The organism is Sporomusaceae bacterium ACPt (genome assembly GCA_041428575.1).
Classification (GTDB): Bacteria; Bacillota; Negativicutes; order Sporomusales; family Sporomusaceae; genus Sporomusa_D; species Sporomusa_D carbonis.
Window position 1 is genome coordinate 2,832,376 of sequence record CP155570.1, and the last position, 16,455, is coordinate 2,848,830.

Consider the following 16,455-nt stretch of genomic DNA (forward strand, 5'->3'; position numbering starts at 1 on the left):
TTTATTGTAGAAGAGAGGGGTAAAATGGTAAAGAGTCATTCTAAGCACCGGATTGACGTTCTAATATATATAGTCATCCTAATTTTTGTTGCCCTAATAAGCAGAATGGCATTTTTGCAGATAGTTCACGGACAAGAGTTTGCAGTCCTGGCCGACAAAAACAGAATTCGGCTAATGCCTATTACAGCCCCTCGCGGTGCTTTTTATGATCGCAATGGAGTGTTGCTTGTTACAAGCCGTCCGGGGTTTACTGTATCTTTGGTCCCGATTTCCGGGCCAATAGCGGACGACGTACTTATTAGACTTGCTGGTATCCTAGGTATAAATCCGGATGATATCCGGAAGAAGATAGCACAGCAAGATAACCCGCTTGAACCGATACGGATAAAGAATGATGTTGGCCCGGAAATCATAACCAAGATTGAGGAACGTCGCAATGAACTTCCGGGAGTTGTCATAGAGGTCCAAGCAGTTAGAAACTATATAAATAATGAAATGGGCGCCCATCTCTTTGGCTATGTTGGTGAAATCAGTGATACCGAGTTAGAAAAAAAGAAAACTGAAGGCTACAAAGTTGGCGATATCGTCGGCAAGTTTGGGCTCGAAAAGGTCTATGATAAAGAACTTCGTGGAGTAAATGGCGGAAGCCAGGTAGAAGTCGACGTTACCGGTAAGCCTGTTCAAATGCTCGGAAAAAAGGAGCCGGTGCTGGGAAATAGTTTGGTGTTGACCATAGATGCAAAGATCCAGAAAGCCGCTGAAAAAGCGATTGATGACCGTCTGCTCTACCTGCAACAAAAGTTAGGCAATCCCAATGCAAAGGCGGCAGCGGCCGTGGTAATGAACCCTCAGACAGGAGAAATTTTAGCATTGGTAAGCCGTCCGGCGTTTAATCCCAATTTGTTTAACGGCGGAATTTCAGCTAAGGACTGGAAGTTAATTAATGATAATCCTTTCAATCCCATGCAGAATAGAACCATCAATGCCGAGTATCCCCCTGGTTCCGCGTTTAAAATAGTTACAGGTGCGGCAGCGCTAGAGCTGGGTAAAGTAACTCCGGAGGAAAAAATTTACGATACCGGCACACACTGGATCATACCGAAAAGTAATGCGCATGGCATGGCATTAGGCTGGATTGATTTTAAAGTAGCGCTGGCAAAATCAGACAACGTATACTTCTACGAACTTGGTAACCGCCTGGGTATCGACAACTTGGAGAAGTGGGCCCGGGCCTTCGGCTTAGGGGCGCCTACCGGCATAAACTTGCCGGGTGAGAACGAAGGTTTAGTTGCCAATCGAAAGTACAAAGAAAACGTTTATGGAGAAGAATGGTATCTGTCGGAGACATTTGATGCCGCCATAGGTCAGGGATTCCAGTTGGTTACGCCGTTACAAATGGCCTCGCTGATAAGCCAGGTTGCCAATGGCGGGCATCGTTACCGCCCGTATCTAGTAAGTAAAATTGTTTCGCCTGACGGAGAAACAGTAAAAACCTTCGGTCCTGAAGAATTAGGTACTATTAAGATATCTGACAAAAATCTTGATGCGATACGCTCTGGGTTACGTGAAGTTACTGCACCATCAGGCACAGCAGGATATATCTTTGAAGGGTTTCCCGTACCGATTGCCGGAAAAACGAGTACGGCAGAGAACCCGCACGGCGACGATCACGGGTGGTTTGTCGCTTATGGCCCCTACGACAATCCGACAGTAGCTGTGGCCGTAATCGTTGAACAGGGCGGATACGGTTCGGATTCTGCTGCACCAATTGCGAGAAAGATTATGGAGGCCGCGTTCAATTTGCCGCCATCCAAAGATCCGGCTGATTATTTTGTTGAAGAACTGAAAGGCCAAGCCGGCTCAAATTCTAGCCAGCCAAAGCCATAATCACAATCAAGTTATCAGACCTTCGTTTTTTACCCGGAATTGGCAGTAGTAAAAAAATTGTTCTTTTTTAGACACAAATATTGCGTTCTACCTGCAAAACGGCATTTTGCAGGACACACTGCGGTGTCATAGACACCGGCACTTGTCTTCCCTTCTCCATGCAAAACACTTGGTCTCCCAAAACCTTGGCCTCACCCGGGTCATGAGTAACAAGAATAAATGGAATGTTCCACAATTGTTGCATTCGTTTAAGTTCTGTCTGCAAATCCAAGCGAGTGGCATTATCAAGAGCCGATAACGGTTCATCCAGAAGCAGAATATCCGGCTCGGCCATCAAGGCGCGGGCAAGGGCCACTCTTTGTTTTTCCCCGCCTGACAACCGGTCAATAAACCGGTCGGCTAAATGCCCAATTTTAAGCAAATCAACAAGCTTCTCGTAAAGTTCCTCCGCTTTTCTCCCACGTTGTTTGACACCATACCAAATATTTCTCCGCACATTCATATGCGGAAATAAGGCAAATTCCTGAAACATATAGCCAACCCGGCGGTAACTGGGCGGAACAAAAGTTTTTGCTTTTGAGGAAAAAAAAGTTGTCCCCTTATTGGTAATCATACCCTCATCCGGTTTGGTTAATCCGGCGATACAGCGCAATGTCGTAGTCTTTCCGCAACCGGAAGGGCCAAACAATACTACAATATTGTTATCAACGGAAAACCGGACATCCAATGTAAAGTCCGGCAGGTTTTTCTTAATATCTACATAAAGCATTTAGAACAACCCCCTGTTGGACAATGTTCTGCCTCGTGACTTATCCCAAATGTTCAAACCGAAAATTACCATGAAAGTTATCGCGCTGATAATCAGTACATAAACCCCGGCCAAGGTCAGGTCATTAGACTCTGCCGCAAAATAGATGGCAAGCGGAATGGTCTGGGTCTTACCCGGAATATTTCCCGCGACCATAATTGTCGCACCGAATTCGCCGAGCGCCCGGGCAAAAGAGAGTACCAAACCGGCTACCAAACCTGGCCAGGACAAGGGTACGGTAACTGTCCAGAACACCCTCCATTCATTAGCCCCAAGCGTTCTCGCCGCATCCTCAAGATTTGCGTCCACTCCCTGAAAAGCAGCTTTCGTGCTTTGATACATCAGGGGAAAGGATACAACTGATCCGGCAAGAATGGCTGCATATGGCGTAAAGATAACTTGCGTATGGAGTGTTTCGCTCAGCAAACGCCCTATCGGGCCTTGCTTACCAATCAGGATGAGGAGCAAAAAACCGGTAACAACCGGCGGCAATACCAGCGGCATGGTAAAAAGCGCCTCAACCGCCGCTTTCCCGGGAAACTCCGTACGCCTCATCACATAAGCGATAGATATGCCAAATATTGATACGATCGCCAGCGACATCAGTGCCACTTTAATAGAAAGAATAACCGGCTGCCATTCAATCATGCATGTTCCACCTTTGTTACACACCTGAGCCTAACAGGAATCCTGGCGGACTCGTCCTGAAGACCGGGATCATTATATTTCGCTCAACTTATTTATTCATAGAAAAACCATGTTTTTCGAAAATAGCTTTACTTTCTGCACTATAAAGATAAGCCAGGAAATCCTCGGCTGCTTTCGACTGTTTTGCACCGGACAATACTGCTGCCGGATAGACTACCGGCTTATGGGAGCCTTCAGGAGCTGTGGCTGCTATTTTGACCTTCTCGCTGGACAAAGCGTCGGTTTTATATACTATACCGGCATCGACATTGCCTGTTTCAACATAGGCAAGCACCGTGCGGACATCTTTCGCAAAAACAATCTTATCTTTTGCTTTATCCCAGATGTTAAGCTTTTTCATGGCTTCCTGGGCGTACTGCCCTGCAGGAACACTGGCGGGTTCACCTAATGCCAGCTTTTGCACATTGTTTTTTGCCAAATCCGCAAACGTGGCTATCTCCACCTTCGATTCCTTGGGTACCACCACAACCAGCTTGTTCTCCACCAGGTTTTTACGAGTTGCCTTGTTTATAAGGTTTTTGGCTTCAAGCTCGTCCATTTGCTTGGGGGAAGCAGAGATAAAAATATCCGCCGGAGCCCCTTGTTCAATCTGTTTTTGGAGCGACCCCGAAGCGCCAAGGTTGTACACCAGCCTGACATTAGGATTTTTGGCCTGATATGTACTCTGAATCTCGGCCAGCGCATCCTTAAGGCTGACAGCTGCAGATATAGTAAGATCCACCGGCGGCTGTGCGGCCGCAGAGGGTGCCTGAGGCGCCTGGTTTGTACTGCTGCAGCCGGTGGCAAGCAGGGTGACCAGCAAAACAATGGCTAGCAGCAAACCGCTGTTCTTATTCATACTGTTTCCTCCTTAACCCAAAATAACAACACAGATAGCACAGGATAAACGGCTAAACCCCCTTTCATCAATCAATAAAAACAAAAAATCAACTAACACGACCAAACATAACCAAGTTAGTTGAACACCTTTGTTCTAAATCATATTATACTTACGCCTTTAAATGCTGTCATTTAACGTTCTCTATCAGACTGCCCTCAACAAAACCAAACATAACAGAACAATTACCTTATGGTGTTATTATAGTATTCGTAGTATGATATTGGCAAGAGGATTTTTTATATCATCTAAAAAAATTACGGAGGAATTATGAGCGAAAGTACTTCCTATACACCGGAAGAGGTTGCAAAAATATTAAAAATATCCCGGTTCACAGTGTATGAAATGATTAAGCGCGGTGATTTAGCCGCTTATCATATCGGCCGCAAAGTCCGCGTCGAGGCGCAGGACCTTGATGCGTATATTCATAAATCAAAAGGAGCCTGTCCGGCCCGGCAACCAGGCGCGCTAGAAACAGACAAGCCTGTCGCCCAGCCTGCCGGGTTTATCATCTGCGGTCAGGACACCGTTCTTGACATACTTACCAGGCATCTGGAGAAAGTGCTGCCCCATGTCAGCGTTCTCCGCAACTATGTCGGCAGTATGGACGGGCTGCTTGCTTTGTATCGCGGCAATGCCAATGTAGCCACCTCCCATCTTTGGGACAGTGAAACAGATGCTTATAATGTTCCGTATGTCCGCCGCTTGTTGCCGGGCCACCATGCCGTAATCGTCAACTTGGTATACCGGACCGCCGGATTCTATGTGGCCAAGGGAAATCCCAAGAACATTAACACCTGGCGTGATTTGACCAAGACCAATCTACGGTTGGTAAACCGTGAACGCGGGTCTGGCGCCAGGGTGTTGCTAGATGAACAACTACGAAAGTTAAACATTGATTTTTCTTTGATCAATGGCTATGCCAATGAAGAAACCAGTCACTTGGCAGTTGCCAGCACTGTAGCCAGAGGTGAAGCCGACGTTGGCGTCGGTATTGAAAAAGCGGCCCTTCAGGTCGCCAACATTGATTTTATTCCCTTGCAAAAAGAAAGGTATGATTTGGTCATCCGCAAAGAGGATGAGAGTAAACCGCATTTCCAGGCATTACTTTCCATCCTGAAATCAACATCGTTTCGCGACCAGATATCAGGTATGGGCGGATATGACCTGACCCATACCGGACAAGTGATGGGCGAAACCTGAGCTGCTGCCCTCAAAAACACCGGCTTGCACAATGGCAAATACTTCACATCCGATAATAGCCATTATAAAAGTACTCCGAAAGACACATGCTATCAAAAACAGGAAAGGCGGAGATATTTTTGCAAGCAGCCGGTTTTGACAAGGCAATTGTTGAGCGGTTCAGGCAGACGCTTTTAGAAAAAAAAGACGGACTTGTTGATATGATTAGCCGGATTGAAGAAACGGGAATAGGTGACACCATGTCAGATTCTGTGGGTGAATTATCAGCATATGATAACCATCCTGCAGACTTAGGCGACGAGCTGTTTGAACGCAGTAAGGATGTAGCGCTTAGAGATAATGAGCATGTTCTTTTGGAGGAAGTAGAAGCCGCCTTAAACAAATTAGATCAAGGAACATACGGGATATGCGATGATTGCGGCCAACCAATATCGCTGGAACGTTTGGAAGCTACTCCCTGGGCTACACGCTGCATTAATTGCCAGCAAAAAGTTGATGTCACCGATTCAACCCCCAGACCGCTTGAAGAAGAAGTCTTGGCACCCCCGTTTCACCGTACATTCTTGGATACGGTGGAATCAGATTATGCTGGTTTTGATGGTGAAGACGCCCTGCAAGCCGTATTGCGCTGGGGGAGTTCCGATTCGCCGCAGGACATTCCCGGATCCTATGATTATAAGGCTCTGTGGCCAAACAGCAATGAACATCAAGGAATTGTCAGTCTGGCAGACTCTATTCCCGATCAACCCGACCACCGCCGTAATGAACATAGAGACAAAAACACAGTAAACAAGACTAAACAAACGCAAGATTAACATTCTACACGTCTTGGCTTTATCAACGATAGTACAGGCGGGTACGATTTGACCACTTTTTTATCACCAGACTGACTAAACGGAAAATGGTTATAGTTTCATAAATAAGCGGCCTAAAGTATCAGGCCGCTTATTTATATAGTATCCAATAAAGATTTTTTTCTAGGCGTGTTGTTTGTGGCTACTTATTCACGGATTGTAATTGTTTCTTAATCATGGGTTTAATACCGCCGCTTGCCAGGATATTCATTACATATTCAGACATCGGCTGGGCTTGGGCCACTACACCGGTTGTTTCATTGCAAATTTTTCCGGATTCGATATCAACGGTTAAGATATCGCCGCTCTTAATCAACTTGCCGATTCCGGGGCAGACCAATACCGGTACACCGATATTAATTGCATTCCGGTAAAAGATGCGGCCAAAGGACTCCGCCACAATGGCACCCACCCCAACTGCTTTTAAAGTAATGGCAGCATGCTCGCGGCTGGACCCGCAACCGAAATTGGTAGCGGCCACGATGATATCACCTTTTTTAAACTCTTTTACAAAGTTGGGATCTGCCCCTTCCATGGCATGTTTGGCAACATCTTCAATATCTGTTAACTCTACGAAACGTCCCGGATATATTTGATCTGTATCAATATTCTCAGCAAATACAAAAGCCTTGCCTCTAGCTACTTTTTCCATCATGCAACACTCCTTAGTCAATATATTGGGAAGGATCAACAATTTTACCCTCTAGTGCGGCAGCCGCCACAGCGGCTGGTGACCCAAGGAAAATTTCCCCTTTGGTATGGCCCATCCGTCCCGGAAAGTTCCGATTTGTGGATGTAATGCAGGTTTCTCCTGAAGCCAGCATGCCTTGATGAGTTCCCAGACAAGCTGCGCAACCGGGTGTAACAAAGGTAGCGCCGGCTTCAACGAGAGTTTGAACATATCCCTTGGCCATTGCTTCCAGGAAAACACCCCGGGAAGCAGGTACAACCACAAAGCGAGTGCGCTTGCTTATTTTTTTACCTGCTAAGATTTTGGCCGCTACAGCCAAATCTTCCACACGTCCGCCAGTACATGAACCAAGGTAGGCTTGGTCAATTTTTCTTCCAGTGAAGGCAGTAACATCTGATACATTGTCCACGCTGAACGGGGCTGCCAGTTGCGGTTTAAGATTAGATACGTCAAAAGTATGTTCAGCCGCATACTGATATCCCGGATCTGTCGTAAAAATTTCATAATTGCGGGTTACTTTTTTCTTCAAGAATTCCATTGTAATTTCGTCAGGCTGAATATAACTGGTTTTCGCACCCATCTCGGTCGTCATATTGCATAAAGCCATACGCTCAGATATGCTTAACTGTTTAAGAGTGAATCCGGTAAATTCCACCGCTTTGTAAACCGCGTAATCAGCTCCTAGTTCCCCAATTACATGCAGGATGATATCTTTTGCATAAACACCTTTCGGTAACTCGCCTTCAAAGTTGATGCGGATAATTTCGGGTACCCGGAACCACAACTTGCCGGTAATCAAAATAGTGGCTAAATCGGTCGCTCCTACACCTGTTCCAAAAGCACCAAACGCCCCATGTGTTGTCGTATGTGAATCTGTGACAACAATAATCTCTCCCGGATGGGACAATCCGCGGTCTGCCAATACTTGATGACATACCCCTTCGTTGATATCCATCAACAAATCAATGCCCTGGTCCCAGCAGAATTCACGGAACTGCTTTTGATTGTCCGCTTGTACGATAGTAGACGCCGGTGCATAGTGGTCGAGAAACATGATAACTTTACTGGGATCATGTACTTTAGTGCCGCCCATTTCAAAAAAGGAACGCACTGTTTGCAAATACAGGTCATTGATGCCGGCAAGATCAACGGTACAATTTACAATTTCACCTGTTGAAACAGATTCTTTTCCTGCTTTTTGGGCAAGAAGTTTTTCAATTGCGTGCATAGTAAATTTCCTCCTACAAACTATATTTTTCATTTATATATGACAGAAACCGCCAGCATGGCCACAACGGTCGCATCAAATTTGGTATATTGGGAAGTAAGTAAGCACCCACTCGCCTCGAAGATGCCTCCGGTTCCGAGTTGAAGGCAGAAGACAGGCTCCTTACAACCGGAAAAAGAATTCCACCGGCACGGGCGGTGTTGGAAGGCGTTGCCGAGCTGATGATTAAATCACTCAAAGCCGGTGTATAACCTAATTTTAATCTCCGTGGAACCCTTACTCACCTCCCCTCCTTATTTTTATTAATCTAGCAAAAACTATGCCAATTAGAAACCGCCGGTTGTTTCAAGGATTAGAGCTACTCGGCTTTTGAAAGTGCAACTAAATTCGTTTCAGCATCCCCCACTAGCGTTGCATTAAGTTGCATTTTACATAATTTTGACAACATTTCACCTAAAACCAAACTTCAGTTGCCTGGTTAATTGTTCTTATCTTGGCAACCAAGCCGCTTATTGCAATCTATGTAGTTACTGTTTATAATCAAAAGGAACCGTTGCACTCGTTGCAGAAGGAAAGGAGGCATTGTATGTCGCTCATCACATTTCTGGCTCCAGATAACAGTATGCTGGACAAGGCTCATGCCTCATTTAAAACTCACCATCGTGACATAACTGTCGTCAAGGGGTTACTGAGCGAAGGAGTAATCATTGCCTCTTCACTCGTGGCCACAGGAACTGAAATCATTATTACCCGGGGCGGAACGGCATCAGCCATAAGGAATGCCGGAATCCCGGTAACTATTGTTGAAGTCCCGATTACAGGCTTCGATATAATCCGGTGTGTTGAAAGAGCCAAGCGGCATGGTCGTCGTATCGGCGCCGTGTCGTTTCCTGCTATGCTCCAGGGAATTGACTGTCTGAGCTCCATTTTGGGAGTAGACATTCACCTTTATCCTATTAACGAAGAATCAGAGGCAGAAACTCAAGTTGTCCGGGCTTTCCAAGACGGCGTAGATGTTGTTATTGGCGGGTTCATTACCGGTAAGGCCGCCCAACAACATAATTATCCGTTCGAACTCATTGACAGCGGTGCAGAAGGTATCCTCCAGGCAGCTCTGGAAGCAAAACGGATTGCCTATGCGCGGAATTTAGAAAAAACCAAAACCAGTCTATTTCGGGCCGTCCTCGATTATGCCTATGGAGGAATCATCGCTGTCGATAACCAGTATTGTGTCACCGTCTTTAACCCCATTGCCGAACAGATAACAGGTATTAATAACGCTCAGGCAGTTGGTAAAAAGATTGCCCAAATTTGGCCGGAACTCAACCTTGAAAAAGTTATCAGCCTGGGCGAAGATGATTTAGGACAAATTCTCACCATTAACGGAGTTGATGTTCTCTGTAATAAAGTTCCCATCCGCGTTAACAGTAATATTGTCGGAGCTGTTGTTACCTTTCAAGATGTAACGCAAATCCAGCAAATGGAGGCTAGAGTCAGACGGAGTATTTATGCTTCCGGGCATGTAGCAAACTTTTGCTTTAACGACATCATAGGTACTAGCGAGGCAATAAGACAGCCCATAGAAATTGCTAAAAAATTTTCCATAACTGAATCGTCTATTCTCATTACCGGTGAAACCGGCAGCGGCAAAGAAGTATTCGCGCAGAGTATTCATAACTATAGCCAGCGCCGTCAAGGTCCTTTTGTGGCAATCAACTGTGCCGCCCTCCCCAGTCAAATACTGGAAAGTGAACTCTTTGGCTACGTGGGAGGCGCTTTTACCGGGGCCAATCACAAGGGAAAACCCGGACTTTTCGAAGTAGCCCATGGCGGCACAATTTTTCTTGATGAAATTGCCGAGATGGACTATATTACTCAGGGCAAACTTTTACGGGTATTGCAGGAAAAGAAGGTCATGCGTTTAGGAAGTGACCGAATTATTCCGGTTGACGTCCGCGTTATTGCCGCCACCAATAAAAATTTAAAAAGTCTGGTGAATGAAAACAAATTCCGGTCAGATTTATACTACCGCTTAAATGTTTTACAGCTTAAAATCCCGCCGCTTCGTGACCGAAAAGAAGATATCAAACAACTGGCCCACTTTTTTTTAAGCGAGCCCTCTGGCATTACAAGACACTCTATAAAACTGTCTCCCTCAGCCATTGAAGCACTTTCTCAATATCCCTGGCCAGGCAATATCCGGGAGTTAAAAAACATTATCGAACGTATTGTTGCCGTATACAAACATGAAATTATTGATGCTGCCATGATCAATCTCATGCTTGAAGATGAAAACCAGCAGTACAATGCCATTCATAACAGTACCAAGCCCAACGAGTTGGAAGAGATCAATAACGCTCTAGCATTAGCCAAAGGAAAATATGTAGAAGCAGCAAAAATACTCGGCATTAACCGTTCCACCCTTTGGCGCAAAATGAAGCGTTTAGGATTAAAGTAATAGCAAATGATGATCCTATTTCATATACTCATGTATAACGGGAATATTGTATTATAGAAAAACATCCTACAACTATGGCAAAGTTGTAGGATGTTTTCGCTATCATAACTTAATCCATTCACGAGTTTTTGGGAAAGGAAGAAAAAGTGAGTATGACTCCTCAATCCAAGGCAGACCCATGGGGTATCGAGGCACGGGCTTTCAAATCCCCTATACACCGTTTGCTCACAATTTCTGGACCCTTGTTGACTCAAACGGAAATATTGTGGATCAGATTCATGGTCTGGCAGCTGATCCAAAAACAGGAACGGCCCAGGCAGTCGGAAATTCTTCCGCACCTATTATATTTTACTATATCACATTTTGCTGTTCCCGTCACGTTTAACCCGTCAATGCCTCTTTACTTTCCGGCTCACGGATAAACAAAGTCAAAACAAAAGCAATTACCGGCAAGAATGCCAGTATATCAAAAATGAGCGGCATACTCCACAGGTCGGCGATTTTGCCCAAAACCAGCACACCCATGGTTCCCAGGCCCACACTAAAACCGAGGTTAAGACCTGAAGCCATGCCAATATTACCTGGCATCATTTTTTGTATAAGTACCAGACTGCTGGTAAAAGTCGCCGACAGCAGCATACTGGCCAGTGCCAAGATAATAAACGGCAATATGCCGCCGGCAAAACGGAATAAATACAATAGCAATGACAGCGGCAAAATAGAATAAATCATCACGGTCCTGCTGCCGTATTTGTCGCTCATGATTCCCCCCAGCATGGTTCCGAAAGCGCCGGCAGCCATATATACAGTCAACAGCGAACTGGCATACAATGCACTCCCGTGCAGGTAAGATACATAATATAGAGGCACAAAAGCGCTAATACCTGATGAAACGGTTGCTCTGGCAGCCACCATTCCCAGCAGGGAACATACCGACCAATTGAACGATGCCTTCAGTTTGCGCAAGCCGTCAGTATGTACCGCCGGCGTTGGCGGCAGGCTGACCGCTACATAAACAAGCCCGGCGCTGCTTAGTAAAAAGGGGACAATATAGAGAAATAAACCGGCGCCCTCAGAAAGCAAAAACGCCATAAACAGAGAACCGATTGCCACACCAATACTGCCCCAGACACTAAATAAACTGGCTCCTTTGCCAACTGATTTACCGCTCAGACGGTTTACCAGCTTGGCCGCCTCAGGATGAAACGCAGCATTGCCCAAACCGCTGAGGGCAGTGAACAGCAACAACAGATAATAGTTAGACACCACCAGTGATGCCAGCATCGCCAGACCACATAACATGCATCCTGCAGACATAACCCACGCCCTTGGCGTTCGGTCACTGTAATAACCCAAAAAAGGCTGACTAAGCGAAGCAGTTATATTTTGCGTCAAGACAATGGCGCTGACCTCCGCATACGTTAAACCCAGTTTGGCTTTTAAAAAAGGCAGCGCCACATACAACGCTCCCGGTGACAAATCGGTAACACCGTGCCCCAGCGCAATCAGCCACACATATCTGGGAATCGACCGTACTATATTAAACATAACCTCACTCCCGTTTCCTGGCTCATTATCTCACACAAAAAACAATGGGAACTGATGATAGGCAATTCCCGTAAAAATATGCCTAAAAATATCAATAAAAGTATGTTTACTTGAAAATTGGTAGTTCATAGATTCTTACTATATTAAACAGCCGAATCCTCATATAAGAAGATTCGGCTGTTTTTCATCAAAACCCTTTATTTTATCCCATAAAATCCGGCCTGCATACCGGAGACCCAAAAAATTTCCACAGTAGAAAATCCGGTTTCTGTTAACAGTTCCATATGGGCGGCAATGGTAATCGGCAAAAGTTCGCTCCCATACCGGCTGATATGCTTATCCGCCGCCTCAGGACTTTTACCGCTCAGCAGTTGGGCGTTCCGCCAGCGCTTAAGGCCGATTTGCGTTCCATTTTCCGTATTAGGTTTAATGGTCTCAAATGTAATATATATACCGCCTGGTTTAAGCATGTGGAAACAATTCTGAGTGGCTTTTCTCCGGCCTTCTTCATTTAAATAATGATGAACCATAATGGCGGTGACAACATCAAAGCTGTCAGGATAGTGTAAATCTTCACTGCCTGACAAAACATAGGTTATATCATTATTTGCCAGTTTTCCGGCAGCAATATCCAGCATCCCTTCCGACGGATCTGCGGCAACAAACCGTAAGTGTTCAAACTGTTCGATTGCTTTGACAATAAGCGTCCCGGTGCCGCAGCCGGTGTCAAGCCAGGACTGAGGCCTCGGAACTGCTACCTTAACCAAATCCAAAGTCTCGTCATGAAACAAATGATACCGGGGAATGGTTTTATGAACATTGGCATCATACTCAGCCGCTGGCTGGGAAGTTTTATTATCCCGCATGGAATCCCACTCCCTCCTTTAGTTTGTATCTTGACAATTCAAGGTTTCAGCAATTTGGTCCAACTGTGAAACCATTTTAGTTACTTGCTGGATGGTATCAGCCACTTGGGTTACCGCCGCAGCAATTTGATTAATCGCCTCTTGGGTATCATGGATCTGAGTGTAGATGGTTGAACCATCGGTTTTAATGTTAGCAATGATGGTTTCGATTTTCTTGACCGAATCGGCGCTCGTTGTTGCCAGTTTACGAATCTCTCCGGCCACAACGCCAAACCCGCGGCCTTGTTCTCCCACCCGTGCGGCCTCAATCGCCGCATTGAGCCCCAACAGATTGGTTTCACTGGCCACACTTCTGATCAGTCCCAGCACCTGGTCGGTCTCTTGCACCCGTACCTGTGATTCACTGGCCACTTGGGCTAAGGTCCGGCCGGTGGCCGCAATTTCTTGCGTCTGAGCCGAAATTTCTTCGGTAGTGGCTGCCAGTAGGTTGACATTATCCAACAGATCACCGGCCATTTGTTTCATTGATTCCTGCAGTTCAACCGGTTGAGTAATGGCGACTGCGCCAATAACTTCCTTGTCTTCATTGTAAACAGGCACCGCAACCGAAGTATACGGCAGTCCGTACAAAGTTTTATCAAACCGCATAGCAATCCGCCGTTTTTCATGAATGGCGCGATAAACACCGCTGCCTACTTTGATGGGTTGGTCCTGCGGCACTTTAAGATCAAGTTTTTGACCTGGCTTGTATAATAAAAATTTTTCCCGGTCGGTAAGCGTTACCCCCGCATCATTTTGCAGCGCCTGCTGGATAATCGGCAGAGCAAATAACAGTTTGTCCAAAATGGCCTGATCATTCGCCGACATAACAATCGCCTCCCTCTTATTACTATTTATCGGATAACACTCTCTTATTTTATCGTAGATTTCAGACTTAACCATCATAACATGCGGAAAACGCCGCAAGGCAACAAAGGCACTCAGGCGTTTACGCAACACAAACATTTTATTTTACATATATATTTTCAAATTCTCTGATTTGCGGCAAGCCTATTAGTTCATTAAACTCGGTAAAGGTAACCATTTGATCCAGCATCCCGGCCGTAGTCCCTGTTTGTTTCAGGTTTTCCATTAACCGGTTTATGGCAAAAGTCAGGGTATAGGTGGAAGCTGTTGGGTAAATGACAATCTTATACCCGATATCAGCCAATTCGGTTACAGGCACCAGCGGCGTCCGGCCACCCTCAACCATGTTGGCCAGCACCGGCACAGAGAAAGTTGCCGTAATTCTTTTCATTTCTTCCATGCTCTCCGGTGATTCAATAAACAACACATCGGCGCCAGCTTCTTCATAGGCTTTGGCCCGTTCAATCGCTTCTTCAATGCCATGAACAGTACGGGCATCAGTACGGGCGATAATAACAAGGTCTGCGTCACTGCGGGCATCCACAGCCGCTTTGAGTTTTCCGACCATTTCCACTTGCGGAACCACCTGCCGGCCAATCATGTGGCCACATTTTTTCGGTGCCACCTGGTCTTCCAGCTGGATGGCAGCAACCCCGGCCTTCTCATATTCCCGCACTGTGCGCATGACATTGATGGCATTGCCAAAGCCGGTATCGGCATCGGCAATGACCGGGATGTTGACAGCTTCAACAATATTGGCAGCCCGGGCTACCATCTCGCTCATGGTCAGCAGCCCGACATCCGGTTTTCCCAAATGGCTGGCCGCCTGTCCGTAACCTGTCATATATACTGCCGGAAAGCCTGTTTTCTCAATAATTTTAGCTGTCAGCGCATCATGCGCCCCCGGGGCCACAACAATGCCTCCCCCTGCCAGTAATTGTCGCAAAACACTGGTTTGTCTCATATTCATTCCCCTTTAGTTAATCTTAAAATACTTTTTGGCAAACTTTCCGCATAGGTCAGCATATTGGGCCCCCAACGCCCCCAAAGCATATAATAAATATTGTTCGTCAATAATGAACTGCGGCTTACACGGCAGCAATGAGATTCCCGGGTTTTTGAAAGCCTCTGTCAAAATAAGCTGTTGTTCCGACGGTGTACTATGGGTAAAAATCCCGCCGACCGCAATGACATATTTCACTTGCCGCAAATCTCTGCCAACCGGAGTTCCGGGCATAATGCCCATGACCGGATTAAAATCCTGAGAAATATACCCTGCATGCCGCTTTAACGCTACTTCGACGGCACCGATGGCTAAGGCCCGGTCAAATTGTTTTTCGCGAGGTGACTGGCTGATGTAGCCGGGATTCTTCTCCAGATATTCCGTATACGCTACCAATTGCCCGGCAAGTTCCTGGTTGTTACAGCCGATTTTTGCCAATACGCCCAGCGGGCCTATTGTTTCAACAATTCCTGTCGCACTGACACGCAACCCCAAATTTCCTTCAACGGTTCGATAAGACGGTTGTTTTTCATTATTTACGATAAGCCCTTTTTCTTCGATAGACAGCTTTTCCAGGCCAGGCATAACCGAATGGATATCGGTAGTCGCTCCCCCGATGTCAATGATCAGGACATCACCGGCACCTGCCTCCTGAAAAGTTCCTTTAGCCAGCAATTCCGCCCCCAAAAGTACGGCACCGGGAGTGGGCGTTACTTTCTTATTGGAGACAATATCCAATAATTTGTTCAATCCTTTGGCCAAGGTAATCTGTTTAATAAACTGCTCATGAATGGCTTCCCTGGCCGGTTTTACTTTCAATTCGTGAATGGTTGGCATTACATTGGGAACACGTATGTACGGAACATTATGGCCGGCAAAAATTCCGGCAACCTGGCTTTGGGCGTCTTTATTGCCGGCAATAATAACAACGGCCTTGATTTTGGCTTGAACAATAATATGAGCATTGTCAAGGAGTGATTCCTGGTCACCGCCGTCGGTGCCGCCGGCCAGTAAAACAATGTCCGGTTTAATTTCCCGCAACACCTGCAAACGGTATTCAGGCGGATCCTCGTGGCTCACGATTTCCAAGACCCTGGCTCCCGCACTCATGGCAACCTCTTTGGCGGCTTTGGCGGTTACCCGGGGCATATAGCCAAGCGCCACCATCCGCAGGCCGCCGGCTGCGCTGCTGGTAGCAAAAACTTTAGCATCGCTGGCCACCTCAACACCATTTTGCGCTAACGCCTGTCTGGCCTCTTGAATACCTGTTTCAATATCGGTAATAGTCGTTGGCGCCTGGGACCGGCCAACAAATTGCATTTCTCCCCGGGCCAGCCGGAACGCCGTTAACTTAGTGTATGTACTGCCTACGTCAAATACCAGCAGATTTGCTTGCACACCATTCACCCCTGTTCAAG

The 16,455-nt window shown here is 46.4% G+C and carries 14 protein-coding genes and 1 pseudogene; 4 read left to right on the top strand and 11 right to left on the bottom strand.

Features of this window, described 5'->3' with window-relative positions; translation table 11 throughout:
* Positions 1-24 precede the first annotated feature (24 nt).
* A complete protein-coding gene (gene mrdA / locus SCACP_RS14805; RefSeq protein WP_425058258.1) occupies positions 25-1,887 on the top strand; it encodes a penicillin-binding protein 2 in 1,863 nt (620 codons plus the stop codon).
* Positions 1,888-1,954: 67 nt separating this feature from the next.
* On the opposite strand, the gene SCACP_RS14810 is transcribed toward mrdA, so the two are convergent.
* From SCACP_RS14810 to modA, 3 genes are all read right to left on the bottom strand, one after another.
* Complete coding sequence (locus tag SCACP_RS14810; protein ID WP_425058259.1) at positions 1,955-2,656, bottom strand: ATP-binding cassette domain-containing protein; 702 nt, start codon at positions 2,654-2,656, stop codon at positions 1,955-1,957.
* Positions 2,657-3,343: a molybdate ABC transporter permease subunit gene (gene modB / locus SCACP_RS14815; protein WP_425058260.1), complete on the bottom strand. Its 687-nt coding sequence runs from the start codon at positions 3,341-3,343 to the stop codon at positions 2,657-2,659.
* 88 nt (positions 3,344-3,431) lie between these two features.
* A complete protein-coding gene (gene modA, locus SCACP_RS14820) occupies positions 3,432-4,241 on the bottom strand; it encodes a molybdate ABC transporter substrate-binding protein (RefSeq protein ID WP_425058261.1) in 810 nt (269 codons plus the stop codon).
* A gap of 309 nt (positions 4,242-4,550) precedes the next feature.
* On the opposite strand from modA, the gene SCACP_RS14825 reads away from it, so the two are divergent.
* Positions 4,551-5,483, top strand: a complete 933-nt coding sequence (locus SCACP_RS14825) for a substrate-binding domain-containing protein (RefSeq protein ID WP_425058262.1) — start codon at positions 4,551-4,553, stop codon at positions 5,481-5,483.
* Positions 5,484-5,569: 86 nt separating this feature from the next.
* Entirely contained in the window at positions 5,570-6,298 is a 729-nt protein-coding gene (locus SCACP_RS14830; RefSeq protein ID WP_425058263.1) for a TraR/DksA C4-type zinc finger protein, read from the top strand.
* A 181-nt stretch (positions 6,299-6,479) separates the two neighbouring features.
* Here SCACP_RS14830 and SCACP_RS14835 read toward each other — a convergent pair whose 3' ends face one another.
* The 3 genes and pseudogenes from SCACP_RS14835 to SCACP_RS14845 all read right to left on the bottom strand — a co-directional run.
* Positions 6,480-6,992 (bottom strand): 3-isopropylmalate dehydratase small subunit, encoded by a 513-nt coding sequence (locus SCACP_RS14835; protein ID WP_425058264.1) that lies wholly within the window; start codon positions 6,990-6,992, stop codon positions 6,480-6,482.
* A 10-nt stretch (positions 6,993-7,002) separates the two neighbouring features.
* Positions 7,003-8,256 carry a 3-isopropylmalate dehydratase large subunit gene (locus tag SCACP_RS14840; RefSeq protein ID WP_425058265.1) on the bottom strand — a complete coding sequence of 418 codons (1,254 nt, stop codon included), beginning with the start codon at positions 8,254-8,256 and terminating at the stop codon, positions 7,003-7,005.
* Positions 8,257-8,350: 94 nt separating this feature from the next.
* Positions 8,351-8,518 (bottom strand): annotated as a pseudogene (locus tag SCACP_RS14845) (anion permease); the annotation flags it as partial.
* Between the two features lie 324 nt (positions 8,519-8,842).
* Between SCACP_RS14845 and SCACP_RS14850 the strand changes: the two are divergent.
* Complete coding sequence (locus tag SCACP_RS14850) at positions 8,843-10,714, top strand: sigma 54-interacting transcriptional regulator (protein WP_425058266.1); 1,872 nt, start codon at positions 8,843-8,845, stop codon at positions 10,712-10,714.
* Positions 10,715-11,095: 381 nt separating this feature from the next.
* Here SCACP_RS14850 and SCACP_RS14855 read toward each other — a convergent pair whose 3' ends face one another.
* The 5 genes from SCACP_RS14855 to SCACP_RS14875 all read right to left on the bottom strand — a co-directional run bounded on the left by SCACP_RS14855 (position 11,096) and on the right by SCACP_RS14875 (position 16,435).
* A complete protein-coding gene (locus SCACP_RS14855) occupies positions 11,096-12,262 on the bottom strand; it encodes an MFS transporter (RefSeq protein ID WP_425058267.1) in 1,167 nt (388 codons plus the stop codon).
* 197 nt (positions 12,263-12,459) lie between these two features.
* The gene (locus SCACP_RS14860) at positions 12,460-13,128 is read right to left on the bottom strand and encodes a class I SAM-dependent methyltransferase (RefSeq protein ID WP_425058268.1); all 669 of its coding nucleotides are present in this window, start codon (positions 13,126-13,128) and stop codon (positions 12,460-12,462) included.
* Between the two features lie 18 nt (positions 13,129-13,146).
* Positions 13,147-14,133 carry a methyl-accepting chemotaxis protein gene (locus tag SCACP_RS14865; protein ID WP_425058269.1) on the bottom strand — a complete coding sequence of 329 codons (987 nt, stop codon included), beginning with the start codon at positions 14,131-14,133 and terminating at the stop codon, positions 13,147-13,149.
* Position 14,134: 1 nt separating this feature from the next.
* Positions 14,135-14,998: an isocitrate lyase/PEP mutase family protein gene (locus SCACP_RS14870; protein WP_425058270.1), complete on the bottom strand. Its 864-nt coding sequence runs from the start codon at positions 14,996-14,998 to the stop codon at positions 14,135-14,137.
* A gap of 12 nt (positions 14,999-15,010) precedes the next feature.
* A complete protein-coding gene (locus SCACP_RS14875; RefSeq protein WP_425058271.1) occupies positions 15,011-16,435 on the bottom strand; it encodes a glutamate mutase L in 1,425 nt (474 codons plus the stop codon).
* Positions 16,436-16,455: the final 20 nt, after the last annotated feature.